This window comes from Arcobacter sp. YIC-80 (assembly GCF_044841725.1).
Classification (GTDB): Bacteria; Campylobacterota; Campylobacteria; order Campylobacterales; family Arcobacteraceae; genus Arcobacter_B.
In genome coordinates, this window is the sequence record NZ_JBJBSI010000001.1 from 427,324 (window position 1) to 453,462 (window position 26,139).

The 26,139-nt window shown below is 28.3% G+C and carries 26 protein-coding genes; 8 read left to right on the top strand and 18 right to left on the bottom strand.

Going from position 1 to position 26,139, the window contains the following annotated elements:
• Positions 1–31: 31 nt before the first annotated feature.
• The 9 genes from ACH5BK_RS01955 to ACH5BK_RS01995 form a co-directional block, all read right to left on the bottom strand.
• Positions 32–2,209 (bottom strand): polyribonucleotide nucleotidyltransferase, encoded by a 2,178-nt coding sequence (locus ACH5BK_RS01955; protein WP_404304124.1) that lies wholly within the window; start codon positions 2,207–2,209, stop codon positions 32–34.
• A 2-nt stretch (positions 2,210–2,211) separates the two neighbouring features.
• Positions 2,212–2,868: a phosphoribosyltransferase family protein gene (locus ACH5BK_RS01960; RefSeq protein ID WP_404304125.1), complete on the bottom strand. Its 657-nt coding sequence runs from the start codon at positions 2,866–2,868 to the stop codon at positions 2,212–2,214.
• Positions 2,858–4,981 (bottom strand): LPS-assembly protein LptD, encoded by a 2,124-nt coding sequence (locus ACH5BK_RS01965; protein WP_404304126.1) that lies wholly within the window; start codon positions 4,979–4,981, stop codon positions 2,858–2,860. Before ACH5BK_RS01965 ends, ACH5BK_RS01960 begins: the two co-directional genes overlap by 11 nt.
• Complete coding sequence (locus ACH5BK_RS01970; protein ID WP_404304127.1) at positions 4,974–5,414, bottom strand: RDD family protein; 441 nt, start codon at positions 5,412–5,414, stop codon at positions 4,974–4,976. The genes ACH5BK_RS01965 and ACH5BK_RS01970 overlap by 8 nt, the downstream gene beginning before the upstream one ends.
• A 10-nt stretch (positions 5,415–5,424) precedes the next feature.
• Positions 5,425–6,690: a phosphoribosylamine--glycine ligase gene (gene purD, locus ACH5BK_RS01975; RefSeq protein ID WP_404304128.1), complete on the bottom strand. Its 1,266-nt coding sequence runs from the start codon at positions 6,688–6,690 to the stop codon at positions 5,425–5,427.
• 257 nt (positions 6,691–6,947) lie between these two features.
• Complete coding sequence (locus ACH5BK_RS01980; RefSeq protein ID WP_404304129.1) at positions 6,948–7,577, bottom strand: uroporphyrinogen-III synthase; 630 nt, start codon at positions 7,575–7,577, stop codon at positions 6,948–6,950.
• A 23-nt stretch (positions 7,578–7,600) separates the two neighbouring features.
• Positions 7,601–9,028 carry a ribosome biogenesis GTPase Der gene (gene der, locus ACH5BK_RS01985; protein WP_404304130.1) on the bottom strand — a complete coding sequence of 476 codons (1,428 nt, stop codon included), beginning with the start codon at positions 9,026–9,028 and terminating at the stop codon, positions 7,601–7,603.
• 83 nt (positions 9,029–9,111) lie between these two features.
• Positions 9,112–9,654: a ribosome hibernation-promoting factor, HPF/YfiA family gene (hpf, locus tag ACH5BK_RS01990; protein ID WP_404304131.1), complete on the bottom strand. Its 543-nt coding sequence runs from the start codon at positions 9,652–9,654 to the stop codon at positions 9,112–9,114.
• Positions 9,655–9,746: 92 nt separating this feature from the next.
• The gene (locus ACH5BK_RS01995; protein ID WP_404304648.1) at positions 9,747–11,906 is read right to left on the bottom strand and encodes a DNA translocase FtsK 4TM domain-containing protein; all 2,160 of its coding nucleotides are present in this window, start codon (positions 11,904–11,906) and stop codon (positions 9,747–9,749) included.
• Here ACH5BK_RS01995 and ACH5BK_RS02000 point away from each other — a divergent pair.
• The gene (locus ACH5BK_RS02000) at positions 11,839–12,006 is read left to right on the top strand and encodes a hypothetical protein (protein WP_404304132.1); all 168 of its coding nucleotides are present in this window, start codon (positions 11,839–11,841) and stop codon (positions 12,004–12,006) included. The genes ACH5BK_RS01995 and ACH5BK_RS02000 overlap by 68 nt on opposite strands.
• On the opposite strand, the gene lpxD is transcribed toward ACH5BK_RS02000, so the two are convergent.
• The 3 genes from lpxD to ACH5BK_RS02015 are packed head-to-tail and all read right to left on the bottom strand — an operon-like array spanning position 11,998 to position 15,188.
• A complete protein-coding gene (lpxD, locus tag ACH5BK_RS02005; protein ID WP_404304133.1) occupies positions 11,998–12,945 on the bottom strand; it encodes a UDP-3-O-(3-hydroxymyristoyl)glucosamine N-acyltransferase in 948 nt (315 codons plus the stop codon). The two genes, ACH5BK_RS02000 and lpxD, sit on opposite strands and share 9 nt — an antisense overlap.
• A 48-nt stretch (positions 12,946–12,993) precedes the next feature.
• Positions 12,994–13,491: an acetolactate synthase small subunit gene (gene ilvN / locus ACH5BK_RS02010; protein WP_404304134.1), complete on the bottom strand. Its 498-nt coding sequence runs from the start codon at positions 13,489–13,491 to the stop codon at positions 12,994–12,996.
• A complete protein-coding gene (locus ACH5BK_RS02015) occupies positions 13,491–15,188 on the bottom strand; it encodes an acetolactate synthase large subunit (RefSeq protein ID WP_404304135.1) in 1,698 nt (565 codons plus the stop codon). The genes ilvN and ACH5BK_RS02015 overlap by 1 nt, the downstream gene beginning before the upstream one ends.
• 149 nt (positions 15,189–15,337) lie before the next feature.
• Between ACH5BK_RS02015 and ACH5BK_RS02020 the strand changes: the two genes are divergently transcribed.
• Positions 15,338–16,147: a flagellin gene (locus tag ACH5BK_RS02020; protein ID WP_404304136.1), complete on the top strand. Its 810-nt coding sequence runs from the start codon at positions 15,338–15,340 to the stop codon at positions 16,145–16,147.
• A gap of 3 nt (positions 16,148–16,150) precedes the next feature.
• Here ACH5BK_RS02020 and ACH5BK_RS02025 read toward each other — a convergent pair whose 3' ends face one another.
• From ACH5BK_RS02025 to ACH5BK_RS02035, 3 genes are read right to left on the bottom strand one after another with little or no spacing between them, the layout of a single operon-like run.
• Complete coding sequence (locus ACH5BK_RS02025) at positions 16,151–17,056, bottom strand: exopolyphosphatase (protein ID WP_404304137.1); 906 nt, start codon at positions 17,054–17,056, stop codon at positions 16,151–16,153.
• A gap of 12 nt (positions 17,057–17,068) precedes the next feature.
• Positions 17,069–17,626: a CDP-alcohol phosphatidyltransferase family protein gene (locus ACH5BK_RS02030; protein WP_404304138.1), complete on the bottom strand. Its 558-nt coding sequence runs from the start codon at positions 17,624–17,626 to the stop codon at positions 17,069–17,071.
• Positions 17,623–18,732 carry a GGDEF domain-containing protein gene (locus ACH5BK_RS02035; RefSeq protein WP_404304139.1) on the bottom strand — a complete coding sequence of 370 codons (1,110 nt, stop codon included), beginning with the start codon at positions 18,730–18,732 and terminating at the stop codon, positions 17,623–17,625. The genes ACH5BK_RS02030 and ACH5BK_RS02035 overlap by 4 nt, the downstream gene beginning before the upstream one ends.
• An 89-nt stretch (positions 18,733–18,821) precedes the next feature.
• On the opposite strand from ACH5BK_RS02035, the gene ACH5BK_RS02040 reads away from it, so the two are divergent.
• From ACH5BK_RS02040 to trxC, 4 genes are all read left to right on the top strand, one after another.
• Positions 18,822–20,363, top strand: a complete 1,542-nt coding sequence (locus ACH5BK_RS02040; RefSeq protein ID WP_404304140.1) for a SulP family inorganic anion transporter — start codon at positions 18,822–18,824, stop codon at positions 20,361–20,363.
• A gap of 105 nt (positions 20,364–20,468) precedes the next feature.
• Positions 20,469–20,978, top strand: coding sequence for a putative metalloprotease CJM1_0395 family protein (locus ACH5BK_RS02045; RefSeq protein WP_404304141.1), 510 nt, complete (start codon positions 20,469–20,471; stop codon positions 20,976–20,978).
• Positions 20,959–21,204: a hypothetical protein gene (locus ACH5BK_RS02050; protein WP_404304142.1), complete on the top strand. Its 246-nt coding sequence runs from the start codon at positions 20,959–20,961 to the stop codon at positions 21,202–21,204. The genes ACH5BK_RS02045 and ACH5BK_RS02050 overlap by 20 nt, the downstream gene beginning before the upstream one ends.
• Before the next feature lie 4 nt (positions 21,205–21,208).
• The gene (gene trxC, locus ACH5BK_RS02055; RefSeq protein ID WP_404304143.1) at positions 21,209–21,640 is read left to right on the top strand and encodes a thioredoxin TrxC; all 432 of its coding nucleotides are present in this window, start codon (positions 21,209–21,211) and stop codon (positions 21,638–21,640) included.
• A 3-nt stretch (positions 21,641–21,643) separates the two neighbouring features.
• Here trxC and ACH5BK_RS02060 read toward each other — a convergent pair whose 3' ends face one another.
• Together ACH5BK_RS02060 and ACH5BK_RS02065 are read right to left on the bottom strand one after the other, a co-directional pair.
• Positions 21,644–22,138 (bottom strand): DUF523 domain-containing protein, encoded by a 495-nt coding sequence (locus ACH5BK_RS02060; protein WP_404304144.1) that lies wholly within the window; start codon positions 22,136–22,138, stop codon positions 21,644–21,646.
• Positions 22,139–22,141: 3 nt separating this feature from the next.
• Positions 22,142–22,921, bottom strand: coding sequence for a tRNA 2-thiocytidine biosynthesis TtcA family protein (locus tag ACH5BK_RS02065; protein ID WP_404304145.1), 780 nt, complete (start codon positions 22,919–22,921; stop codon positions 22,142–22,144).
• Positions 22,922–23,086: 165 nt separating this feature from the next.
• Between ACH5BK_RS02065 and ACH5BK_RS02070 the strand changes: the two genes are divergently transcribed.
• Positions 23,087–23,296, top strand: coding sequence for a hypothetical protein (locus ACH5BK_RS02070; protein WP_404304146.1), 210 nt, complete (start codon positions 23,087–23,089; stop codon positions 23,294–23,296).
• 477 nt (positions 23,297–23,773) lie between these two features.
• Entirely contained in the window at positions 23,774–24,994 is a 1,221-nt protein-coding gene (locus ACH5BK_RS02075; protein ID WP_404304147.1) for a molybdopterin molybdotransferase MoeA, read from the top strand.
• Between the two features lie 16 nt (positions 24,995–25,010).
• On the opposite strand, the gene ACH5BK_RS02080 is transcribed toward ACH5BK_RS02075, so the two are convergent.
• Positions 25,011–26,138, bottom strand: a complete 1,128-nt coding sequence (locus ACH5BK_RS02080; protein ID WP_404304148.1) for an SO_0444 family Cu/Zn efflux transporter — start codon at positions 26,136–26,138, stop codon at positions 25,011–25,013.
• Position 26,139 lies beyond the last annotated feature (1 nt).

Genomic DNA, 26,139 nt, shown 5'->3' on the forward strand with positions numbered 1-26,139 from the left:
ATAAAAAGACCTAAGTCTTTTTATTTTGTTTTTATAGAGAAGCTGAAGATAATTCTATTCTATCTTTCTTTACATTTAATACTTTGATTTCTACATTATCTCCTACTGAGAAAACATCAGAAACATTGTTTACTCTTTTTTTAGAGATTTTTGAAATATGTAATAATCCTTCACCACCTTTTGGTAAAGATACAAAAGCACCAAAGTCTACTATTCTTTCAACTTTTCCAGTTAAAATATCTTCTGGTTTATATAAATCTTCAAAATTTACACTTTTTGGTTCTTTTCTTGAAGTTGCGTTATTTGAAATTGTTTTAATATGTTCACAAGCATCTAAAACATTTTGTTTAGACTCTCCACTTACTTTTACATTACCTGAATTTCTATCTAAATCAATAGCAACTGAGAACTTCTCAATTATTTCTTTAATAGTAGCACCAGCTTTTCCAATTACAACCATCATTTTACTTGGATCAATTGCAAACTGTTCAACTAAAGGTAAAGCTTCACTTGGAACAATCTCTTGGGCTGCTTCTTCCATAATTCCTAAGATGTGTTCTCTACCCTCTTTTGCTTGAAGTAAAGCTTCTTTTAATACAGAAAGCTCAATTCCTCCAAGTTTAATATCCATTTGTAAAGCTGTAATTCCATCTTTAGTTCCTGCAACTTTAAAGTCCATATCTCCATCATGATCTTCAAGTCCCATAATATCTGTAAGAACAGAATATTCATTACCTTCTACAACCATACCCATAGCAACACCTGCAACTAAACCAGATATAGGAACACCTGCTGCTTTAAGAGCCAATGAACCACCACAAACTGTAGCCATTGAAGAAGAACCATTCGATTCTAAAATTTCTGATACAAGTCTTACTGTTTCTGTATAATCTTTATCAATAGTAGCTTCAAGCGCTTTTTTCCCTAAGTTACCATGTCCTAATTCTCTTCTACCTACACCAAACATAGGTTTCGCTTCACCTACAGAGAAACCTGGAAAATTATAGTGAACCATGAAGTTTTCCATTGATGTTGATTTATCTGTTAAAACTTCATACATTTGCCCATCTTTTAAACCTGCAATTGTTCCTACAACTAAAGCTTGTGTTTCACCTCTTGTAAATAAACAAGAAGAATGTGCTGAAGGTAAAATATTTGTATCAATTGATATAGGTCTTACATCTTTAAGACCTCTACCATCTGCTCTTACTTTTTCTTTTACAATCATATCTCTTACTAATTCTCTTTTTACAATTGAAACTGCTTCATAAATTATACTATACTCAATCTCTTTTGAAACACAATTTTCATCTTGTGCAATAAGTTTAGCTACATCTTTAAGTTCTGTTGCTCTTTCACTTTTTGCCAGTTTTTTAATAGCTTCTTTAATATTTGAACTATAGTTATCTCTTACATAATTAATAACTTCTTCATCAATACTAAACTCTACTAATTCTACTTCTTTCATTGGAGCACACACACTTTCAAAACCTTCTTCATAAGTAGTATTTGATTCATATAGTGCTTTTTGTGCAACACCAATTGCTTCTACTAATTGTGCTTCATCCATTTCATTTGCATTATGAACTTTTGTAAAAGCTTCAATATCAACTTCTACTAATTCTGATGAAGAAATTGATTTCATTTCAATCATTAATAATTCATCTTTAGAACCAGCTACATATAAATCTAATGTAGATTCCTCTAATTGTGTAGAAGTAGGGTTAATTACATATTCCCCTTCAATTCTACCAACCCTTACACCACATACAGATTTTTTTATAGGAAGATTAGAAGTATATAAAGCAGCATTAGCAGCATTTAAAGCTAACATTTGTAAATCAACATCTTTATCAGCACTTAAAACCATCACAGTAATTGTAGTAGGATAAACATAACCTTTTGGGAATAATGGTCTTAAACTTCTATCAATTACTCTTGATGTTAAAGTTTCAAATTCACTTGGTTTTGCTTCTCTTTTAATAAAACCACCAGGTAATTTTGCAGCTGCATAAGTTTTTTCAACATATTGTACAGTTAATGGAGTGAAATCCTCATCTACTGGGTTATCAAACTCACTAACTACTGTAGCTAAAACCACAGCTTTCCCTAATTTTGCTAATACAGAGCCATTTGCCTGCTTAGCAACCTTTCCAAATTCAAAAATTTCTTCTTTTTCATTTAATACAAATTCACAAACTGTTGACATACTTACTTATCCTTTTTTATTTTTTCTAAATCTTCAAACTTTACATCTTCTAAACTGTCATAATAAAAATCAATTGATATAAAATGATCTAGTTTTTTAACATAATACAAATCGTCTGCAATAGATTCAATTGTTTGAATACTTGCAGTTGGCAATATAGGTGTTGCTACTGAAATAGATTTTGCACCTAAATTAATTGCTGTTTTTATACAAGCCATCATAGTAAGACCTGTATTTATTCCTTCATCAACGATTAAAACATTTTTATATTCTAATGTAGCTATTTGATTACCATGTCTTAATCTATTGACTTTATTTAACACTACGTTTTCATAAACCTGTTTTGATTTAGCATAGATATAGTCTAAACTAATATCAAAACATTTTACTAATTCTTCATGAATAACAACTTCTTCATGTTCAGTTACAATAGCGACTTCACACTCATCATTTGAAGGTGCATCAATTTTTTCACTAATCATTATATCAAGTTTAGCATTTAATGTATCTGCAATAATCTTTGCAATTTCATAACCACTACAAGAACTAGATATAACAGTCCAGTTTTCAAGTTTCATTTTATCTATGGGCATCACATCAAGTAATCTATAAGCTGCTACTTCTCTATTTTTAAAATAGATATTACTTTCAGGATTCATTTCTATCCTTAAAGTTATATTTCTGCTTAATCCCACCAAGAGGTTTTAGTTCAAGATTTAAATATAAAATATTTTGATTAATTCCTTCTGTATTAGTACTTGTTGAAGGAACAACTTCTTTTTCAAATTTTAAACCTAATGCCCAACATCTATCAAAAATATCAAATCCAATACCTTGCTTATTTCTTACTTCATCTTTTAAGTTGTAATTTTCATAATATGAAATTCTATAATCATTTGAAATATCATAAGAAGTTTTAATTCTATATGATTCTAACTCTTCTTTATTTGAATTAAGTGTTTCTTTTGATTTATAATAACCTAAAGATAACTTGAAATTCTCATAATTATAAGTAAAACTTGAAGTATTTTCTGTAAAATGTTTATCTTCAACATTATAAATTATTTTATTTGTAATTGTTCCATAAGAATAGTTATATTTAACAAAGTTTTCTAAATCCATAAACTTAGCATTATCACTTTCATCATATAAAATTGACTGTGATACTTTATGATTTATAATTTGCTTAAAATTATTTTTTGAATATAAAGATTGATTCAATTGTAATTTAATATTCTTTTTCCCTTGAACTATAGGAAAAGGTTCTAAAGCATTATACTTAGAATCACCCTTTTCTACTGTAATATTATATAAATCTCCATCTTTTTGCATATTTTTTGGATATGAATATTTTGCACTTAAATTAATAGTATGCAAATAATCTTTATAAGGTTTAATTAAATCTGTACCTAGAGTAATAGATGATTCATTTTGAACTAAAGTACCGTCATCAAAAGAAGTTGCATTAGAGTTTGAATATTGATATCTACTAATTACACTTTTATTTTCTAAATTAATATATAAAAAATCATCTAAAAAATATTTAGTATAACTAATTGGCAAACTCATTTCATAAATAGTTGCATTTAAACCTTTTTGTCTTTCATAGTTTATTGCTTTAGCATCTATTGAATAAATTAAGTTTTTAAGTCCTAAATCTTTATTATATGAATGTAACTGTACTTGTGGTAATTCTTGTAATGTTGTATCATTTGAATCTAAATCTGTATCAATATAGTACCTTGCATACAAACCACCATAATACTCCGGTGTATTATAAAAATAGTTTAATTTTGACTCAACTTTTTTCTCTGTAGATATAATATTTTCTTCATCTTCAACTGTTTTGTATTCAATATCATTTAACCAATTAATTGATGCATATAAACCATCTTGATGAGAGTTTTTTTCAGAAAAAAGTTTTGTTCTTTCATAATCAATACTCCAACCATAATGTTTTTCATTTTTTAAATCAAATTTTTTTCTATACTCATCTTTTTCTTCAAAATAACCAGTTTTTAATTTTAATAAAGAATAAGGAGAATCAGCCAATCTATAATATGCATAAAGCCCTGATCCCCTTTTTGTTCTAATTTGTGGTATTAATTCAATATCATAATTTTTTGCAGGAGCAAAATATATAGGTTGAGAATAAAAACCTCCATCATTTTTTGAGTAACCAATAGTTGGTATTAAAAGACCTGATCTTCTTGTTTTATCTGTAGGAAACCCTAAATAAGGTGTATAAAATACTGGAACATCTTTTATATATAATCTTGTATTATATGCATGTAACCATTTATCTTCTGTATCAAAAGAAGCAGATGATACTTTTATACTCCAAACAGGATCTATACAATCACATGAAGAGATAATAGAATCTTCTAATTCAATTTCAGTTTTATTTTTTTTAGAAGATTTTGAATTAATCCATAAATTACTTTGTTTTTCCATAAGTAAAACAGGTGATTGATTGTATGTATCATCATTAATATCTAAAAAAGCATAATCACTTTGTGTTTGGATATTGTTATCTTTTAAAATTAATACATTATTAAATAATTCAAAAGTTTCTTTTTCTTTATCATAAATAATTTTATCAGCTGTTATATAATAACTTTTTGAAAAAACTACTACATCACCATTTGCAATAACAGTACTATTTTTTGTATCAATATTTTTTGCAAGAAGCTGGAACTTTTCATTATTTAGTTCCTTTGAATAAGAAAATACTGATAATAATATTAATGGGGCTACTACACTTCTAAGCATTTACAACCAACGTCTTACCAGTAAAATCATGAAAAGTTCTTTTTCCATCATTAAAGAATGCAAATATAAAACCTATATAAACAAACCATTCAGAGAAAACTCTACCAACAGCTCTAAGAAATGAAGAAAATATTGAAACTCTTCCTAAACTCTTATAATCAATAATTCTAATTTTAGTAATTATTTTACCAATTGTAGCACCATAATACCAAACAAAAAAAGTATGATATATAACTTTTAACATAATCAGTGGACCTACAATCTCTACTTTCATTAAATAAACCATTGATTCCATACTATTGCCTGCATTAATTATCTTATCCCAAAACATAGCAATAATTAAAAAAGTAACAAGCAAATCATCAATTATAAAAGCCATTGCTCTTGAACTAAGTGTTGCTAATTGAAGATCATTTGAACTATTTTCTTGCATTATTTAATCTCTATTTTAATGCTTGATATGCAATATCTGATCTACATTTTTTACCAGCAAAGTGAACTTGCCCACATAAATCATAAGCTCTATCTCTTGCTTCTTTTATCGTCTTACCAAAACCTACACAAACTAATACTCTACCACCTGTAGCCATTAATTTGCCATCTTCATTAGAAACACCTGCATAAGAAATATGAGAATTAGTTTTTAAGTCTTCATCAATTATTTCATCTACAATTATTTCAGCAGGTTTAGAAGAAGAGTAAGGATAATTTTCACTAGCAATTACAACTCCTACTCCAAATTCATTTTTGATTTTAATATCTAATTTATCTAACTGTTTAGTTGCACCTTTATAAAATAATTCTGACACTGGCGTTTCAAGTAATGGCATTAGAATCTCACATTCTGGATCTCCAAATCTTACATTATATTCTAAAATAATTGGTTCACCTTTTACAACCATAACACCTATAAATAATACACCTTCAAAAGGAGCACCTTCTTGTTTCATACCCTCAAGTGTTGGTTTTATAACTCTTTCTTCTACTTTTTTATAAATATCATCATTTACTAAAGGAGTTGGTGCATAAGCACCCATACCACCTGTATTTGGTCCTGTATCACCGTCACCTATTCTTTTGTGATCTTGTGCGGCAGGAAGTACTTTATAGTTATCTCCATCACAAATAGCAAAAATAGATAATTCATAACCATCTAAAAACTCTTCTACTACGATAGAAGTACCTGCATCACCGAAAGATGAACCAGATAACATATCACTTGCAGCTTCTTTTGCTTCTTGTTTTGTTTGTGCAATAATTACACCTTTACCAGCACATAAACCATCTGCTTTAACAACAATCGGTTCATTCATAGTATCAATAAAATTATGAGCTTCTTCTTCAGAAGTTGTTTCAATAAACGCTGCTGTTGGTATGTTGTACTTTTTAAGTATATTTTTCATATAAACTTTTGAACCTTCAAGTTGAGCTGCTGCTGCACTTGGTCCAAAAATTGTTAAATCATTGCTTTTAAATATATCAACAACACCATCTACTAATGGAGCCTCTGGTCCTACAATTGTTAAATCAATAGAATTATCTTTTGCCCATAGTGCTAATTCATTATAATCTTTAATATTAATATTTGTACCTAATTGCGAAGTTGCACCATTTCCTGGCATGAAAAATAAATTATGAGCATTTTCATTATATATTGCTAATCCAATAGAGTATTCTCTACCACCACTTCCTAGTATCAATATATTCACGATAATTCCTTGTATTATTAGTTTTTTAAGTTATGTTAAGTTATCCAAACAGCCGTTAACCATCAAATGGCCCACAAAAGCCAATAACTGCACGTAAGAATTGTACTTTAGGAGCAAAAATACCAAATGGTAAATTGCTGCACACCATACGATTACGATTACATACAAAAACACAGTATCGGACCCTCAACGATGGAAATCCCGAACTGTTTAGATATTCTTTATTTTATCAAAACTTATTAAATTTGAGTTTAAACTTATAGAGTTAAAGCTACTTTTATGCACTCTTCTACAGAAGTTTTAGAACTTAAATGTGTTTTTATATCAAAAGGCAAGTATTTTAATGTAGTTTTACCAATAGCAACTGCTTTAAAACTTTCATCCCATTTGAAATTTTTAAAAAAACATTGTACACTAGATGGAGAGGTAAAAATAATTACACTGTTTTTTTCAAGTTCCATATCTATTTTATTACAGTATGTTCTATAAACTACAATATCATCAATATCAATATTATTGCTTTTAAGAATTTCAACTAAATTTGAAACTGTTTTTTCTGCTTTTAAATACAAAGTTCTTTTATTTTTTAAAAGAGGTATTAATTCTTTGGCAAAATCATTTCCATGACCTGAATTTCCAACAAATTTTAATTTTCCATTATATTTTTCTAATATTTTTGCTGTCTTTGAAGCTATAACATAAGATGGAATATCTTTCCATTTAGAACAGCTATTTTCAAGAGCATAAATTGCATTTTTTGATGTAAAAACTAATGCATCATATTTAGTAAAATCAATTTCTTTTTTTAGATACTCAATCTTAAATACTTCAATATTTTCAACATTATCATATTTAAGATTATTAAGTAAATATATTTTTCTTTGCAAAATTAAACTCTACATTTTAAACGTTAATTATTCTCTTCTAAATACTCTTCATCACCAATTTTATCATTTTTACCTCTTGCGATTAAATGAATAGGTGTACCTTCAAAATTAAAGTTATCTCTTAAAAAATTAATTAAATATCTTTTATAAGAGAAATGAAGCATTCTTGGTTTATTCATAACTAATGCAACTTTTGGAGGTTGTGCACTAAACTGTGTTGCATAATAAATTCTCAAATAATTACCAGCAGGACTTGGAAGAGCATGTCTAATAACTGCTTGCTCAATTACTCTATTTAAAGCAGATGTTGGGATTCTTCTAGTATAGTTTTCATGTACTTCAATAATTTTATCTTTTAATCTTTCAACCGATCTACCTGTTTTAGCAGAAATTGCGATAATTGGAGCATATTCTAAAAATCTAAATCTTCTTCTAACTTCTGATTCAAGTTTTTGGAAGGTATCCATATTTTCATCCCATTTATTTAATACAATAATCGTTCCTAAACCATATTGATCAACTAAACCTGCAATTTTTTCATCTAAATCACTAAAAACATCTGAAGCATCAAGTACAACTAAAGCAACATTTGCTTTTTCTAGCATATCTTTAGTTCTCATTAAAGCAAATTTTTCAATACCTTCAATTTTACCTCTTCTTCTAAGACCAGCGGTATCAACAAAAGTAATATTTTTATCTTTATATTCAAAAGATTCATCAACTGGGTCAATAGTAGTTCCAGCTATTTCAGATACAACTGATCGCTCTTCTCCAATTATTGCATTTAAAGTAGATGATTTACCTACATTTACTCTACCAATAATAGCTACTTTGATATTTTTCTCATCAACTTCTTCTCTTTTAGCTTTCTCTAAAGAGTCTTCACTTTTCAATGCTTCTTCAAGTTTATTTTGTTCTTCTTCTGTAAGTTCTGGTTCAATTGTTTCAGGAAGATGATTATAAATCCATTCAAACAAAGATTTAGTACCTCTATTATGAGATACAGAAATTCCAAATAAGTTTTCATCTGAAATTCCAAACTCAAAAAATTCCCATAATCTTTCATTTTCTTTGTCATTATCAATTTTATTTACAACTAAAGCTAATTCCTTACCTAATGCTTGAAGCTCATAAAATAATTCTTTATCTTTATCATCAGGTATTTTCTTACCATCAACCATAAAAAGTATTATATCAGCCTCTTTTGCAGTTTCAATAGCTTTTCTTTTTACATTAGAAAATATCGCATCATTAGTTTCATCAATACCACCAGTGTCTAGCATCATTGCAGATCTATCAAAAATCTCGATTTCATGTTTTCTAATATCTCTTGTAGTTCCTGCCAAATCCGATACAATAGCAATTCTTTGCTTTGCAATTCTATTAAAAAGTGAAGATTTACCTACATTTGGTTGACCAATTAATGCAATTTTTTTTAGTTCAGTATTCATTTTTATGAACTCCTATAATTTTAAATAAATAAAAAAAGGTATTAGCTATAGCTAATACCTCTTTTTTTTGTTGAAAAAAAGGATTAGTATAATCCAAATTTTCCTTCTTCTTTAGTTCTGTAAAGTACTCTCATGTTATCATCTTTATCATAGAATACTTTAAATTGAGCATCTGAACTTTTTAAGTCAGCTAATGCTTCTTCAATATCTATTGGTTTGTATGAAGTTAATCTAACAGGAGTAATCTCTTCTTCAAATTTTTCTAATTCATTAGCAATTTGATCTTCTATTACTTGTGATTCTACTTCAGTTAGTTTTGTAGCTTTATGTCCAGTGATTTTATCATGGTGTCTTCTTAAAACTTTCGAAACTCTATCTACTGCAATATCAATTGCAGAATATAAATCTTTATCTTTTTGTTTTACAACAATAGTATCTAAATGTGCTACATTTAATGTAAATTCAAAAGAAAATGCTTTTTTACCATGTTTTTCTTCTTGAGAAATAATCGAATTAACAGAAATAATATCTAAGTTATATTTTTTGAATATTTCTACAGAGCTATTAATATAATCTTTTATTGGCTCAGTTAAATCTATGTGTCTTCCTACAATACTTGTATTCATAACAAACTCCTTAATAATAATTTATTTATTCTAACATAAATAAAATAAAAAAAGAGTCTGTTAAAATTAAGCTATACAATAAAAATATTGGCTTATACTAAAATTTCTCTATTTCCTTTAGTATTTGCCTCTGAAAGTACACCTGTTTGCTCTAATTGCTCTACAATTGTAGCTGCTCTGTTATATCCAATTCTAAGTTTTCTTTGAATATATGAAATTGAAGTTTTTCTATCACTTAAAACAACTTGTTTAGCATCTTCATATAATTCATCTAAGTCTCCAAGTTCTGCATCTGATGATGTAGCACCTAAACTAGAAGAGTTTGAATCTTTAATAAAATTCATATCATATTCAACTTCTCTTTGGGCTTTTAAAAACTCAACAACTTCTTCAATTTCTTCCTCTTTTGACCAAGGAGCATGAATCCTTACAAGACCTGAAGTTCCAGGAGGGGTAAATAACATATCTCCTCTACCAAGAAGAGACTCAGCACCCATAGAATCAAGAATTATTTTAGAATCTACTTTTTGACCAACTTTATATGATAATCTACTAGGTAAATTTGCTTTAATAAGACCTGTTACAACATCAACAGATGGTCTTTGAGTAGCAACAATGAGGTGAATTCCTGCAGCTCTTGCCATTTGTGCAAGTCTTGCTATTGAATACTCAACATCTTTACCACTTGTCATCATAAGATCAGCTAACTCATCAATAACAACGACAATATATGGCATTTTTTCATGTCCATGTTTTGCAGCTTTTTCATTAAAGTTTTCAATATTTTTAGTTTTAGTTTGAGACATTAAAGTATATCTTCGCTCCATCTCACTTACCATATTTGATAAGGCATTTATTGCATCACCTGCTTTTGTAATAACAGGAGTCAAAAGATGAGGAATATCATTATACATAGAAAATTCTAGCATCTTTGGATCAATCATAACAAGCTTTAAACTATCTGGTGAGTTTTTATATAATAAAGATAATATCATAGAATTAATACCAACTGATTTACCAGAACCTGTAGTTCCTGCAATAAGTAAATGTGGTAATTTTTTTAAATCAGTTACAAATGGTTTTCCAACTATATCTTTACCTAAAATCATTGTTAAAGGTGATTTTGCATTTTGGAAAAGTTCACTATCTAACATATCTCTTAAATAAATAATTTGACTATCTTCATTTGGAACTTCAATTCCTACTACATCTTTCCCTGGAATTGGAGCTTGAATTCTAATAGTCTGTGCTTTTAGAGCCATTGCTAAATCATCTTGAAGATTTAGAATTTTTGAAACTTTTACATTTGGAGCTGGTTTAAATTCAAAAGTAGTTACAACTGGTCCCGTATAAGTTCTAACAACATCTCCTTCAATTTTAAACATTGAAAGCTTATCTAATAGATCACAAATTTTTTGATCAATTACGCTTTCAGAAACTTTTGATTTATTATCTTTTGGTGCTTTTTGAAAAAACTTTGTTGGAGGTAACTTAAAATCTTTAGGTTTTTCTGTTTGCCCTAGTTCAATATCATCAAGAAGCTTTTTATTTTCTTCAAGTTCATCAACTATTACGCCATGAGATTCAACTGCAACTTCTTCAATAACAGGTGGTTCTTCTATATTAGTATTATTTTGAGTTTCTACATTATCAACTTGTGCATTTAAAGTTTCATCTTTTACTTCTTCAATAACTTCATACATATCAGGTTTTACAGCAAAATCATTTGTATTAAAATCATTTTGTTTTACTTCTTTTTCTAAAGTAATTTCAGCAACATTACCTGTTTCTTTAACTCTTACTTTTTGTTCTTTTCTTTTTGTTCTTCTTTTATTTTCAATTTTTTTTGCTTCATTTTGAGAACTTCTTAATTTAAGTCTTTGTTTTATGTTTTTAACTTTTTGAAAATCCATTTCACTATTTTCAAAAGCAACCATAAATGAAATAACATATCCTACAAGTACAAAAATAAATAGCCCTGCTCTACCAATAAAAGGACTTAATGATTCTATTAGTATATTTCCTATTTTACCACTAAATTCTCCTTCAACAAGTAAGGCTTGTAGTGTCAAAGAAACAAAAAGTATAAGTAATACAACTGAAAGATTTACAATAAAATCTTTTACATCAAAATCTTTTTTGAAATTAACAACATACAAAGTATAAATAAATAAAAATAGATATATGTATGATAAAAAACCAAAATATTCTAATGAATACTTTGCAAAAGTAGATCCAAATTCACCTACTATTTCTTTACTACTAAAAAAAGTAGCATATTCAAAATATACTAAGATAAATAATACAATTAGTGAAATAATTTTTTTAGCTATTTTATATCCCTTATTTTAATAATTTTGCTATTCTTCCTTGTAATTTTAACCATGTTCTATGGTCCATTAAAGGAAATCCAGCCCATGACTTTTTAGGCTCAGTAATTGTTTTAGTAACTCCACCACGTGCAGCAATCGTTGTAAATGGTGCAATTTCTAAGTGTCCTGATGTACCACTTTGACCACCCATTACAACATAGTTACCTAAAGTAGTAGAACCTGATAAACCAACTTGAGAAACAAGAATAGAACCCATTCCAATCTTACAATTATGTGCAATATGAACTAAATTATCAATTCTTACTCCGTCTTCAATTATAGTTGATTTAAATACTGCTCTGTCAATAGTACAATTTGCACCAATTTCTACATCATTTCCAATTTCTACATTTCCATTTTGATAGATTTTAATATATTTTCCATCTTTAGTATTAGCAAAACCAAAACCATCACTACCTATAATAGTTCCAGCGTGTATAATACAATCATTTCCTATTTTACAATCTCTATAAACAACTGCATTAGGATATAAAACTGTATTATCTCCTACAATAACATTATCACCAATAAAAACTCCTGCCATAATAGTACAGTTTTTACCAATAGATGAATTTTTACCAATATAAACATTTGGCATTACTTTTGTTCCATCACCAATTTTAGGTTTTTCTCCATCTATTTCTATAATATTAGGTGCAAAAAGTTTACTAATTTTTGCCAATGCTAAATAAGGCTCTTCACAAATTAAAGCTATTGTACCATCTGGTACACTTGAAGCATGCTCTTCTTTTACTAATACTACTGAGGCTTTTGTATTTTCTAAATCATTTATATATTTTTTATTTTCTAAGAAAGTTAATTCATTTTTATTTGAGTCTTTAAGAGTATTTAATCCAGATATTTCAATCTTACTGTCACACTCTAACTCTAAGGTTTTCGCTATTTTTTGTAATGTCATAAGTATCCTTATAGAGTTATATAGTAAAAAAGATAAGAGAATATTCTCTTATCTTTCCATTGCTACAATACCACTTCTTACTACTTCAAGTGGATTAAATTTTTGCATAATTTTAATAAAATTCATGATTCTTGAACTAGAATCAGTAGCTGATACAATAATAGCTTCACTAGTTACATTTTGAATAGAACCATGATAAGCTCTTGCTATTACATCAATATCTGATAAATTATTATCTAATGAAAACTTCATAATTACAGTATCTTTTTCAACAACATTTCTATGTTCGTTTACTTTTAAAACAGGTATCAACTTATTTAATTGTTTTACAATTTGATCAATTACTCTTTTATCACCTGTTGTTACAATTGTCATTCTTGAGTATTCACTTCCTTCTATAGGGGCAACAGTTAAAGAATCTATATTATAACCTCTTGCAGAGAATAGTCCAACAATTCTAGATAAAACACTGTTTTCATTCATAACAATAACAGAGATAACCTGTCTGATTTCTTCTGTATCGTAATAGTGATTATCTTTAAACATTATTTTGCTCCTTCTATTAATGTCATTTCATTTAAAGCATGACCATTTGGTACCATAGGCAATACTTCCTCATCTCTTGCAACAATTACTTCAATCATTGCAGGTTTACCCTTTTCAACTGCATCATTTAATGCTGCATCGAACTCTTCTTTAGTTGTAACTCTATATCCAAGTCCTCCAAATGCTTCAATTAATTTTGGAAAATCAGGCTGTGCAGATAAATCTGTTTCAGAAAGTCTATTATCATAGAACATTGTTTGCCATTGTCTTACCATACCTAAATAATTGTTATTTAAAATGATATTAATTACTGGTAATTCATACTCTACACAAGTCATTAATTCTTGAATATTCATTAAAATTGAACCATCACCTGTAAAGTTAACAGAAACTTTATCTGTTCCTTTCATAGCTCTTGCAACACCTAAAGCTGCAGGAAGTCCAAATCCCATAGTTCCTAATCCACCAGATGTAATCCATTGTCTTGGATATGCAAAAGGATAAAACTGTGCTGTCCACATTTGATGTTGTCCAACGTCTGTTGAAACAACAGCTCTTTCACCTAATAATTGCCCTACTCTTTCAATTGGCCATTGTGGCTTAATAACCTCATTAGAATCATTATATCTTAAAGGTTCTTTTTCTCTATAATCAGTTAATAATTCAACCCAATTAGAATAATCATTAAAATCAGCTTCGTTTGCTGCTTCAATCATAGCTTCTACAGTAAGTTTTAAATCTCCTACAATTGGATAATCAGGTGTAACTAATTTTCCAATACTTGTTGGATCAATATCAACATGAATTACTTTTGCTTTTGAAGCAAATTCATCAAGTCTTCCAGTTACCCTATCATCAAATCTTGCACCTAAAGAAATCAAAAGATCTGTTTCATAAGCAGCCATATTAGCTGCAAACTCACCATGCATACCAAGCATACCAAAGAATAATGGATTATCGTGACCCATTACACCTCTAGCCATTAGTGTTTCAACAGCAGGTATATTTGCTTTTTTAGCAAACTCTCTGATTTCATATCCACAGTTAGATAAAACAGCACCTCCACCAATATATAATAATGGTTTTTTTGCTTTAGATATTGCATCCATTGCTTTTTTCAACTGTCTTTTATTGTAGTTGACAGTTGGCTTATAAGTTGGCAAATGAAGTTTAGCTGGATATTTAAAACTTGATATCTCAGCTGTAATATCTTTTGGAATATCAATATGTACAGGACCTGGTCTTCCTGTACTTGCGATATGAAATGCCTCATTAATAATTCTTGGTAAATCATCAATATTATTTACTAAATAATTATGCTTTGTACATGGTCTTGAAATACCAACAGCGTCTATTTCTTGAAATCCATCAGTTCCAATAATAGTAGTAGGAACTTGCCCTGAAATAACAACCAAAGGAATAGAATCCATATAAGCATCTGCTAAACCAGTAACTGCATTTGTAAAACCTGGCCCTGATGTAACAATAGCAACACCAACTTTTCCAGTTGATCTTGCATAACCTTGTGCAGCTATGATAGATGCTTGTTCATGTCTATTTAAAATGTGTTGAAAATAATTTTGTTTGTATATTTCATCGTAGACGTTCATAATAGCGCCTCCAGGGTATCCAAATACTACTTCAACCCCTTCTTGATGTAATGATTCTACAACCATTTGTGCGCCCGTCATTTTCATAATAATTCTCCGTTTTAAAATAAGTGGATATTATATAGAAAATTATATTAATTAACCTTTAGATATAAAAACCTAAATTATTTGTTTTATCATTTTTTTAGTTAAGTTTAAATATAATTTAAGAATTAGATAAATAGTAAGGAGTGATTATGGATGTAAATAATATTAATAACAATATAAATACCCTTAATAATACCCCTACCTCCCTTCAAAGTGGGAGAACCCACCAAAGTGAAAAGATTGAAAATGTAGAAAATGCATCTTTAGTATTATCTGTAAATCAATATAATCAAAAAAGAGATGAGTTATCATTAAATATTCAATCAATAAATGAAGGTCTTGCTATTAGCAAAATTTCTGAAAATGCTTTAAATAAACAAAATGAATTTCTTTCAAATATTCAAGATAATTTACAAAAAGTAGAGAACTATGAATATGAAGCAAGAGATAAAAATGATATAAAACAAGAAATAAATGAAGATTTAAAAAACTTCAATCAAATTGCTTATGAAACAAAATTTAATAATAAAACTTTATTAAATCAAGAATTAAATGATGAATCAACTAATATTGAAATAAATACAAGTAACAACAATTTTTCTATAGAAAAACCAAATACGCCACAAATAGCAAATGATATTTTTGGAGAATTGAATGAAGCAAATCTAAATAACCCTGAAGATTTACAAAGAGTTTCAAAACAAGTTGAAGAAGCCTCAAGACAATTACAAAGTATTACTTCTGAATTTACTGAATTTGGAAATAGATTAGAAAGTAGTGCTAAAGAAAACATAATAGAACAACAGAATTTATATAATCAAAATAAAGCTAACCAAAATAGAGATTTTGGAAAAGAATCAACAGACTTTAATAAAACAAATGTAAATGCAAACAGTGGATATTTAGCAGCATCTCAAGCGAACATAGTACAAGAACAAAGTGTAAGACTTTTATCTTAAGTCTTACACTAAACAGGCATTTATAGCTACACCTTCTCTTAAACCATCATCTAAAACAATAGATTCAGTTTTCTCTAAAACCTCATAAATAGCTTGATAAATAAAAATACCAACTTCTATAAATTCAACTCTACCTCGACCAACAAGTTTAGTAATCTCTTCTTTTGAAGAGTTAGAAAGTAAAGTTAAGCAAGTTTGTAAATCATCTAAGTTTACAATCGTTCCATTTACAATATCTTTATCATAAGAGAAAAAGTCTTGACCTAATTTTACAGCAGCAACAGTAGTGGGTGTGCCAGCTGTTGCTACAAAAGTATATTCATCTAAATTTATTTCTAAAGAATCTAAATACTTTTTTATTTCTTTTTTTCTTTTTTCTAAATCACTATTTAAATCATGATAATGTAAATACTCTTGTGTCATAGTTACAATTCCAAAATCAAAACTATGAGCTTGATAAGTATCATTTGTATTTACTATTATTTCTGTAGAACCTCCACCAATATCTAAAAGTATAAATTTTGATGAGTTAATTTTTTCTCTTTTTAAGGCATATTTTACAGCCAACAAAGTTAATCTAGCTTCTTCTTCTCCATTAATAATTGTAAAAGCAACACCAGTTTTTTCTTTTAAATATTTCAATACTTCTTGATTATTACTAGCTTTTCTCATAGCAGCTGTTGTTACTGCAACTGCTTTTTTTGTATCATATTCAACTATTTCAATAGATTTATTTATAGCATCAATTACTCTTTGCATGGCTTCATTTGAGATTAGTCCTGTATCAACTAAACCATCTGCCATACCTACTACTTCATTATACTCTGCAATAATCTTTTCGTCTTTACAATTATATTTCAAAACTCTAAAAGAGTTTGATCCTAAATCAATACTTACAATTTCATTCATTAACTATGCTACTTAAGGATGAGGAATTTTAATTTTTGAATTTAATAAAAAACCTATTATAATCATTAATATTAAAACTATAGTTTCACTTATAAATCCTGTTAAATATACAAGATATGTAAGCCATAATAAAATTGCACCAAGTGGTGTTGGAACTCCAGTAAAATATTTTGAAACTTCACCTTCATTTGAATTAATATTAAATTGAATTAATCTTCTAAGACCTGAAATTACATAATAAACAAATGCAAAAATTACTAATACAGTATTTAATTCTAACTCTTTTGTATCAATTACTGCAAAATAAATATACATTGTAGGAACAATAACAAAAGATAAAAAGTCTGCATAAGAGTCTAATTGTATTCCAAACTCCGTAGATAGATTATATTTTCTAGCAATTTTTCCATCAATAATATCAAAACCCCCTGCAAGCCATGCAAAAAGTGCTGCTGCAAAAAACTCTTGATGAGTTATAAAATAAATTGCGAATATTCCTGCTGTAATATTAAAAAATGTTACAATATTTGCTAAATTGAAATGATTGTTTTTATTAAACAAAAATGTCATTGTTCCCCTTTATGAATATGGTATTGATTTCTACCATTTTGCTTTGATTTATATAAACATTCATCAGCTAATTTATATAATTTATTAGCTGAAATATAACTATTTGCTTGATACATTATAGCTCCAATTGATACTGAAACAACATCAAGTATTTTACTACCTTTATGTTCAATTTTCAAATCAATAATTCTTCTATTAATATCTTCCAAACAGCTTTCTAAAGTAGTCTCATCTATATCAAACAGTACTACACCAAACTCTTCTCCACCTAATCTAAATACAAATTCGTATTTTTGATTAAAATAATCTTTTAAAGTACTAGCTACTTTTTTAAGTGTTTCATCACCTAAATCATGGCCATAAGTATCATTATATTGTTTGAAAAAATCAATATCTAAAATTATAAAAGCACATTGCCAGTTATTTGCATTGGCAATAAATGGCATATTATCAAAAATTGTATCAAAATATTTTCTATTATATAATTTAGTCATTCCATCTGTAATAGAATCTATTTTATATTTCTTGTTAAGAATTCTTAATTGGTTATCTTTTTTCACTACTTGTAAAATAATAAATCCGATTAATCCAAAAGATAAAATTATAATAGAAATAACACTATAAAGTAAATAGCTTTTCATACTTTGATAATCAACTAAAAACAATTTTCTTTGTTTAAATGCCATTTGAGTTTCATACTCTATTAAATAGTCAATTTTTTTTACTACTCTTTTAAAAATATGAAGTTTATTTACTTTAAATGTTTCTTTTATTGATTTATCAACACTTTTAACTACTTCTTTTTCTTTTGTATTTTTGTAAGCACTAAAATAGTAAGCCCACTCTTTCTCAATAGTTGCTTGTTCTTTTTTAAAATCACAAATATATCTTAGAGTTCGACATGAAATAATTTTTCTATAATTATCTTGAATTTTTTCTAATTTTACAATAGGTATAAAATTCCCAAAATAGATATTATCAATTTGATTTTTTAATTTATCAATATGTGAGTTAAATATCAACGATGCAGTTATTAAAGCAAACATTACAATAAAAACTAACATTATCAATTTAAAAGTAACTGATTTAAAAAAATTATATTTCATCGCATTATTTTATTGAAAAAATCATTTAACTAAGATTAAGTACATCTTAGGTATCATCGCGAATTAATACAAACACAAAGGTTAAAAATTTGTTAAACATAAAAGATACTTTTATAGGGAAAAACCCTAAAAGTGATATTTTATCTGGACTTGTTGTAGCAGTTGCATTGGTACCTGAAGCTATTGCATTTTCATTTATTGCACAAGTAAGTCCTATAGTTGGTCTTTATGCTGCATTTATTCTTGGATTAATTACTGCATTAATGGGTGGAAAACCAGGTATGATATCTGGTGCTACAGGTGCTGTTGCGATTGTTTTAGTAGGTGTTAGTATTGCATCAAAAGAGATTTTAATTGCTCAAGGATTAACAGGTGATGCACTTTCATTTGGAATAATTCAATATATTACTCTTACAGGTATAGTTGCAGGGACTATTCAAATTTTAATTGGTGCTTTTAAAATGGGTAAATTTATTCGTTTAGTTCCTCAACCTGCACTTCATGGATTTGTAAATGGCTTAGCTGTCGTTATTGCTACTAGTCAATTTAAATTTTTAGATGGTGCTGGAATGATTATGTATGGGATTATCATCGGAACAATGGCTATTATGTACTTTTTACCTAAACTTACATCTGCTGTTCCAGGTGGTTTAGTGGCTATTATTTTATTTACTCTTGTTGTTTATTTTACAGGGGCTGATACTAAACTTGTAGGTGATTTAGCAAACTTAACAGAATTTAAAGGTTTATTACCACAATTTCATGTTCCTGATGTAATTTTAGATTTAGACGCATTTATGCTTGTACTTCCTTATGCGGTTATTGTTGCACTTGTTGGTGTTATTGAATCATTACTGACTTTATCAGTTTTAGATGAGATTAGTAATACAAGAGGTAGTGCAAATCAAGAGTGTATTGCTCAAGGTACTGGAAACATTACTTGTGGTTTCTTTGGTGCAATGCCAGGATGTGCAATGATTGGTCAATCTATTATCAACTACACATCAGGAGGTCTTGGCAGATTATCAGGTGTTGTGGCTTCTATTGGACTTATTTTATTAGTTGCTACATTAACTGATCTTTTAAATATTATTCCTGTTGCTATTTTAGTGGGTATCATGTTCATGGTTTCAATCGGAACTTTTGAATGGAGTTCTTTTGCTAGAATTACAAAAATGCCGAAAAGTGATGCTTTTGTACTTGTAACAGTAACAGGTATTACAATTGTTGAAGATTTAGCTATTGCAGTAATTTCTGGTGTAATTATTTCTGCTTTAGTTTTTGCATGGAATCATGCAAAAGTTACAGCTAACAAACACGTAGAAGAAGATGGTTCAAAAGTATATGAATTTGATGGACCTTTATTTTTTGGAAGTGTTACATCTTTTAATGAAAACTTTGATATTGAAAATGATCCTGAAAATATTGTATTAGACTTTAAAGATGCTAGAGTTATGGATATTTCAGGAGTAGAAGCAATTGATGCAATTACAAAAAAATATGCTGATGCGAATAAAAAGCTTGTTATTAGACATTTAAGTAAAGATTGTAAAAAAATTCTTAAAAATGCTGGACCATTTTGTACTTATGAAGAAGATGATCCAAACTATAAAGTTGCTATCAACTATTAAATACTTCTCTTATATTAAGTCCCAATTAATGGGACTTAATTTCTCTTATTTACTTAATCTTAAAAATTAGCTAAAATTATTACATATATAAACTTGAGGTGTATTATGGAAATTTTTGATAGATATCAATCTGCCTCTTCTATAAATCAACAAATCGCAGTTAAAAAAGCACAACTTGCAGCAATTGATAAAAAAGAGGAGCAAAAATCATCCTTTGAAAAAAATGATACTGTTGATATTTCTGGAAAAAACTATGATGAAAATGACTATCAACGAGTATTAGAAAAGTTCAAAAGACTTGATGCACAAACTAAAGCACATGAACAACAACATGCAAGTTTAGGTGATACAAAAAGTGCAATTTCATATAACTATCAAGTAGGACCCGATGGTAAACTTTATGCTACAGGAGGTCATGTAAGACTTGATACATCTCTACCACAAGATAAAGATGCAGCACTTGCTAAGCTTGCTAAACTTTCAAGGTCTGCAGGAGCACCAAGCGAATTAAGTAGTGCAGATGCTTCAATAGCAAGAGCTGCAAACTTAAATAAAATGCTACTTTTAAGTAGCCAAGAAAATGAAGGAGTAAATGATGCAAATAACAGACAGTAATAGTTTAAATGGTATGTTAGCCGCACAAGCACAAGTAACTCAAACAGCTTCAAACCTAGCACAAGTTGCCAATATCACTGGCGATCCTGCAACTCAAGAAGTAACAGCTGATTTTATAAATTCAATAGTTAATCAAATTCCACAAGTTATAGCTTATGAAGCAAATGCACAAGGAATTGTTACACAACAACAAGTTGTAGATTCACTTTTAGATATAAAGGCTTAAATAAATGAGTAAAATAAATGTTGTATGTCCATCATGTTTAAAAGTCAATGCTATTCCCAAAAAAGATTCATATTCTAAAGCAAATTGTGGTTCATGTAAAAATTCATTATTAGAAACTCATCCAATTGAATTAAATGAAGAAAATTTTGATCATGTAATAGTAAATTCAGATATTCCTGTAATAGTTGATTTTTGGGCACCTTGGTGTGGACCTTGTAAAATAATGACACCTATTTTTAATGAAACAGCAACAAAGTATCCTCTAAAAGCTTTATTTGTAAAAGTAAATACAGAAGAACATCAAGCTTTAGGTGCAAAATATGCAATTAGATCTATTCCAACACTAGTAGTATATAAAGCAGGAAATGAAGTAAAAAGAGTTAGTGGTGCTTTAGATCCATTAAGACTTTCAAATTTAGTAAATGAGAATTTATAAAAACTAAGAATTAGTTTTTATAAATTTGTTTAAATCTTTTAATTGTGTTTCATTAAAAACAACAACACCATTTTCTTCTAATAATCTAGCTGTTAAACCTTTACCTTCAACTAATTTATCAGAAAATGTTCCATCATATATTAAACTATTTCCACATGATGGAGATTTTGATTTTAATAAAGCCACTTTAATACCTTCATTTACGCAAAGATCTAAAGCATTCTTTGCTCCAAGTAAAAAGTTTATAGTCACGTCATCTTCTTCTTTAGTTAATACTTTAAAAGGTTTATTAGAACTTACTAATTCTGCTGCTTGTCTTGGTGTTGTTAAACCACCTGATACTTCTGGACAAAAAGAATATATTTCATTTTCACATAATATATCCATAAATAACTCTTTTTGAGAGAAGCTAAAAGAAGCACCCATTGCAATTGATGAGTTACCTCCATCATATCTTACATCTTCTCCTAATAAACACGAAGAAATTAGAAGCTTCATATATTAAGCTTCCTCATCTATTGGATCTATTCTATCTAGCTCATCTTTTGTAAAAAATGTAGATAATTGGATATTATTAAATGCCGCTTTCATTGATACAAAAATTTGAGGATTATCTTCTTCTAATTTAGCTAATAACTCTTTTGTTTTTGCTCTTGCATAAGGCATTTTAACATCAAATCTAAGACCAGGACAAGCCTCATCACCAATAACGCTTATTTCATTACTATCAGCAAATGCTCTTAATTGTCTTTCTCTACAAAAAATTAAAGGTCTAATAACTTCTAATCCATTTTCAGCTTTATAAACAGGAGGCATTGATCTCATAGTCCCATTATAAAAGAAATTCATAAAGAATGATTCCATTGCATCATCTAAATGATGTCCTAATGCAACTTTATTATATCCTTGCTCTAATGCAGTAGAATATAAATATCCTCTTCTCATTCTTGAAAAGAATGAACAAAATGAAGAGTTTTTTCTAATTTTTTCACCAGCTAATTCAAAGATTTCCGTATCAACAATCTCATGATCAATACCGTGTTCTTTACAATGATCTGCTAAAAACTGTACTTGCTCACCCATTCCATAAGTTACAGTAACAGCTTTAAATTCAAAATTATATGGAGCAACACTTTGTAGTCTTTTTAATGCATGAATTAGGGTAGTTGAATCTTTACCACCAGAAAAACCAACTAATACTCTATCACCTTCTTTAATAAGGCTATATTCAGCATTTGTTTTTCCTACTAGTTTAGATATTTTTTTACTTAGTTCAATCAAGATATATATCCTAGTTAAATTTTTTTGAAAGTATATCGAAAAAGTTCTCAAATTTTTGTTTTATATTTATAAATTTTATATTAATTATATAAATTGTCTATATTTTACTAAACATTTAGAAAAATTCATTATAATTTCAGATACTTTCACTCATTAGGAAATAAAATGACACTAGAAGAACAAGAAGAGTTTAAACAAAAAATTGCCGAAACTATTTTACCAGTTGCAGTAAATATGACAGAAGAGCAAATTAGAATAGTAATTTTAAATGTATTAAAAGACAATGAAGAGATAAATCCTGCTTTTGGTGATATGTTATTTGAACAAATCATGGTTTACAAATATAATTTAAATAATAAAAACTCAAATAATTAACTGTTAATTCATTTGGATAAAACCAAATTTAGCAAATTTTAATTATGTGTCGTTATAATTTCGCCCCAAAAATAAATTTAAAGGCTTAAAAATAAGAATTACAGTTTCAGTAAAAGACTTAAAAATATTACAAGAGCTTTGTAAAGACCATGGTCAAGCAGAACTATATAAAAAACTTCATTTAGAAGAAGAGAAGTATCAAAAAAGTTTAACTGAAAAGAAAAGTAAAGCTACTAAAAAAGCTACTAAAACTAGACAAGAAACAGCTAAACGAAAAATTGAAGCTTCTGTAAATATGATGAGAATGTTTAATCAGAAAATCACAGTTTATTCTGTGTCAAAAGAAGCACAAGTAAGCTACAACACTGCTTTAAAATACAAAGAATTTATCGAACAAAATGCAAAGTAAAATACTTTGCATTAAGTAAGTATTTTTTATTTTTTGGTAATATTTCATTTACCTATTAGGAGAATGAAATGAGACAATTTATAAACTATGATAAATCTTTAGAAATACTAAATAATATAAAACTACCACAAATCACTACAGAAAAAGAGTTTTTAATAAATGCTATTGGAAAAGTAATAGCAAGTGATATTATAGCTGATCATAACTCACCTGAGTTTCCTACATCGGGAATGGATGGATATGCTATCAAACATGAAGACCAAACTTTAAAAACAATTAAAATTATTGATAAAAACCCAGCAGGAACTGTAGTAGAATCAAAAGTTGAAAATGGTGTTTGTATTAAAACATTTACAGGTTCACTTATGCCACAAGGTAGTGATACATTAATACCTATTGAAAATGTAGAAGTAAATGGTGATGAAATCACTATTATAAAAGAAGTGCCATTTGGATTTGCCACAAGAGCAATTGGTGAAAACTATGCAAAAGATGAAGTTTTAATCAAAAAAGGTACTGTTGTTGGATTTGCTGAAGTTGGAGTATTAGCTTCATTGAATATAGCTCAAATTCCAGTGGTTGTAAACCCAACAGTTGCGATTGCTAGTACAGGAAGTGAGATTTTAGATCTTGGAGAAACACAAACTAATGCTTCACAAATTAGAAGTTCAAACCATCTAACTATTGAAGCTTTATGTAAAAAAGCAGGTGCTTCAACTCTTCAACTGGGGATTGTAAAAGATGATATTGATTCAATTACTAATATGCTAAAAACTGCTCTATCAAAATCTAATATAGTTGTAACAACTGGTGGTGTATCAGTTGGAGATTATGATTTTGTACAAGATGTTATAAAAGATAAACTTCAAGCAGAAGTTTTATTTCATGGGGTAACTATAAAACCTGGTATGCACTTACTTGCAGCTGTTAAAGATGGTAAAACTATTATTGCTTTACCTGGTTTTGCTTACTCTTCAACTGTTTGTGCTATTTTATATGTATTACCACTTATTTATAAACTTAGAGGTTCAAATGAAAAGCTTCCAATAGTGAAAGCTAGAATAAATGAAAACTTCCCAAGAAGAATGCCAAAAACAGTATTTACAGCTTGTAATGTTGAGTACACAAATGGCGAATATACTATTAACTTTGATGGTAAGAAAAAAGGAACAAGTGCTATTTTAACAAATATGCTTGAAAGCCCTGCTCTACTTATTCAAAGAGAAGATAGTGAAGATATTAAAAAAGGTGATTTAGTAGATATTTTACTTTTAAATGAACTAAAATAATAGTTCATTTAAAACTTTAAGAGCAACAAGATTTTGTTTGCTCTTTTTTTGAAAACTTATCTTTAAATAAATGATAAAAAATTAAAAGTAAAACAGCTAATGAAGCAATACTTTCAACAAAAGAACTACCCTCATGTTCCATTGAAACTTTTAATATTTCCAAATTATCAAAAAATAAATCAAATAAAATCCCAAAAATTAGAGCTAATATAGATATTGTTGATACATATATAATAAGAGATGTTTTTCCTAGCATTTTATAAACAATACTCATAGTAACTGCACTAGTTGCAGGACCTGCTGTAAGAAAAATAAAAGCAGCACCACCACTCATACCTTGAATCATTAAAGCTGCTGCTATTGGAAGGGATGCTGTTGCACAAGTATATAAAGGAATAGCAAAAAGCATTATTACAAAATATGTTAGAAATTGATTATCAAAAAGCATACTACTATACTCTTTTGGAATAAAAGTAATGAACAAACTCCCTAAAATAAGACCTACTAATAAAGCCTTTGTCATATCTGAAAAAAGTGTAATATAAGCATAAGTAAATACGGCTTTTATTGAAAAACCTTTTTTATTTTCATTTGTACTACTACAACAACTTTCTACTTCTTCTTTTGCTTCTTTCATTGTTGTAGAGAAATTTTGGGCAAAGTTAACTTGAGACTTTGTAGTTATAGGATTTACACTAAAAGCTGGTTTTATTTTATTATTAACTTGTTCATTTTTTTCAAAAAGATTTTGAATTAAACCAACACTAATAGCTATAAGAATTGAAGAAATCACTCTAAAAGCAGTAAAAACCAAACCAAAAAGTGAAAATGTTGCTAAAATAGAATCAACACCAGTAATAGGAGTTGAAATTAAAAAACTTTGAACAGCACCTTTACTAGCACCTTCTTTTCTGAGTCCTTGAGCTAAAGGAATAACGGAACAAGAACACACAGGCAAAGGTATTCCAAATAATGTAGCTTTTACTACAGAACTTGTTGAGTCTTTACCTAAATGTCTTGATACAAAATCTGCTGGTACTATTTGTTTTAAAATACCAGCAATAAAAAGTCCTACTATTATATAAAGAGCAAAAGCATCTAAAAGTGTTAAAAAGTTTTGTGCAAAATCGTGAGCTAATTCCATA

Excerpts from the sequence above, each read along its gene's own strand:
- ACH5BK_RS01955 (WP_404304124.1), bottom strand. The coding sequence starts at position 2,209 with ATGTCAACAGTTTGTGAATTTGTATTAAATGAAAAAGAAGAAATTTTT.
- ACH5BK_RS01960 (WP_404304125.1), bottom strand. The coding sequence starts at position 2,868 with ATGAATCCTGAAAGTAATATCTATTTTAAAAATAGAGAAGTAGCAGCT.
- ACH5BK_RS01965 (WP_404304126.1), bottom strand. The coding sequence starts at position 4,981 with ATGCTTAGAAGTGTAGTAGCCCCATTAATATTATTATCAGTATTTTCT.
- ACH5BK_RS01970 (WP_404304127.1), bottom strand. The coding sequence starts at position 5,414 with ATGCAAGAAAATAGTTCAAATGATCTTCAATTAGCAACACTTAGTTCA.
- der (WP_404304130.1), bottom strand. The coding sequence starts at position 9,028 with ATGAATACTGAACTAAAAAAAATTGCATTAATTGGTCAACCAAATGTA.
- hpf (WP_404304131.1), bottom strand. The coding sequence starts at position 9,654 with ATGAATACAAGTATTGTAGGAAGACACATAGATTTAACTGAGCCAATA.
- ACH5BK_RS02000 (WP_404304132.1), top strand. The coding sequence starts at position 11,839 with ATGTATGATAAAAAACCAAAATATTCTAATGAATACTTTGCAAAAGTA.
- lpxD (WP_404304133.1), bottom strand. The coding sequence starts at position 12,945 with ATGACATTACAAAAAATAGCGAAAACCTTAGAGTTAGAGTGTGACAGT.
- ilvN (WP_404304134.1), bottom strand. The coding sequence starts at position 13,491 with ATGTTTAAAGATAATCACTATTACGATACAGAAGAAATCAGACAGGTT.
- ACH5BK_RS02015 (WP_404304135.1), bottom strand. The coding sequence starts at position 15,188 with ATGAAAATGACGGGCGCACAAATGGTTGTAGAATCATTACATCAAGAA.
- ACH5BK_RS02020 (WP_404304136.1), top strand. The coding sequence starts at position 15,338 with ATGGATGTAAATAATATTAATAACAATATAAATACCCTTAATAATACC.
- ACH5BK_RS02025 (WP_404304137.1), bottom strand. The coding sequence starts at position 17,056 with ATGAATGAAATTGTAAGTATTGATTTAGGATCAAACTCTTTTAGAGTT.
- ACH5BK_RS02030 (WP_404304138.1), bottom strand. The coding sequence starts at position 17,626 with ATGACATTTTTGTTTAATAAAAACAATCATTTCAATTTAGCAAATATT.
- ACH5BK_RS02035 (WP_404304139.1), bottom strand. The coding sequence starts at position 18,732 with ATGAAATATAATTTTTTTAAATCAGTTACTTTTAAATTGATAATGTTA.
- ACH5BK_RS02045 (WP_404304141.1), top strand. The coding sequence starts at position 20,469 with ATGGAAATTTTTGATAGATATCAATCTGCCTCTTCTATAAATCAACAA.
- ACH5BK_RS02050 (WP_404304142.1), top strand. The coding sequence starts at position 20,959 with ATGCAAATAACAGACAGTAATAGTTTAAATGGTATGTTAGCCGCACAA.
- trxC (WP_404304143.1), top strand. The coding sequence starts at position 21,209 with ATGAGTAAAATAAATGTTGTATGTCCATCATGTTTAAAAGTCAATGCT.
- ACH5BK_RS02060 (WP_404304144.1), bottom strand. The coding sequence starts at position 22,138 with ATGAAGCTTCTAATTTCTTCGTGTTTATTAGGAGAAGATGTAAGATAT.
- ACH5BK_RS02070 (WP_404304146.1), top strand. The coding sequence starts at position 23,087 with ATGACACTAGAAGAACAAGAAGAGTTTAAACAAAAAATTGCCGAAACT.
- ACH5BK_RS02075 (WP_404304147.1), top strand. The coding sequence starts at position 23,774 with ATGAGACAATTTATAAACTATGATAAATCTTTAGAAATACTAAATAAT.
- ACH5BK_RS02080 (WP_404304148.1), bottom strand. The coding sequence starts at position 26,138 with ATGGAATTAGCTCACGATTTTGCACAAAACTTTTTAACACTTTTAGAT.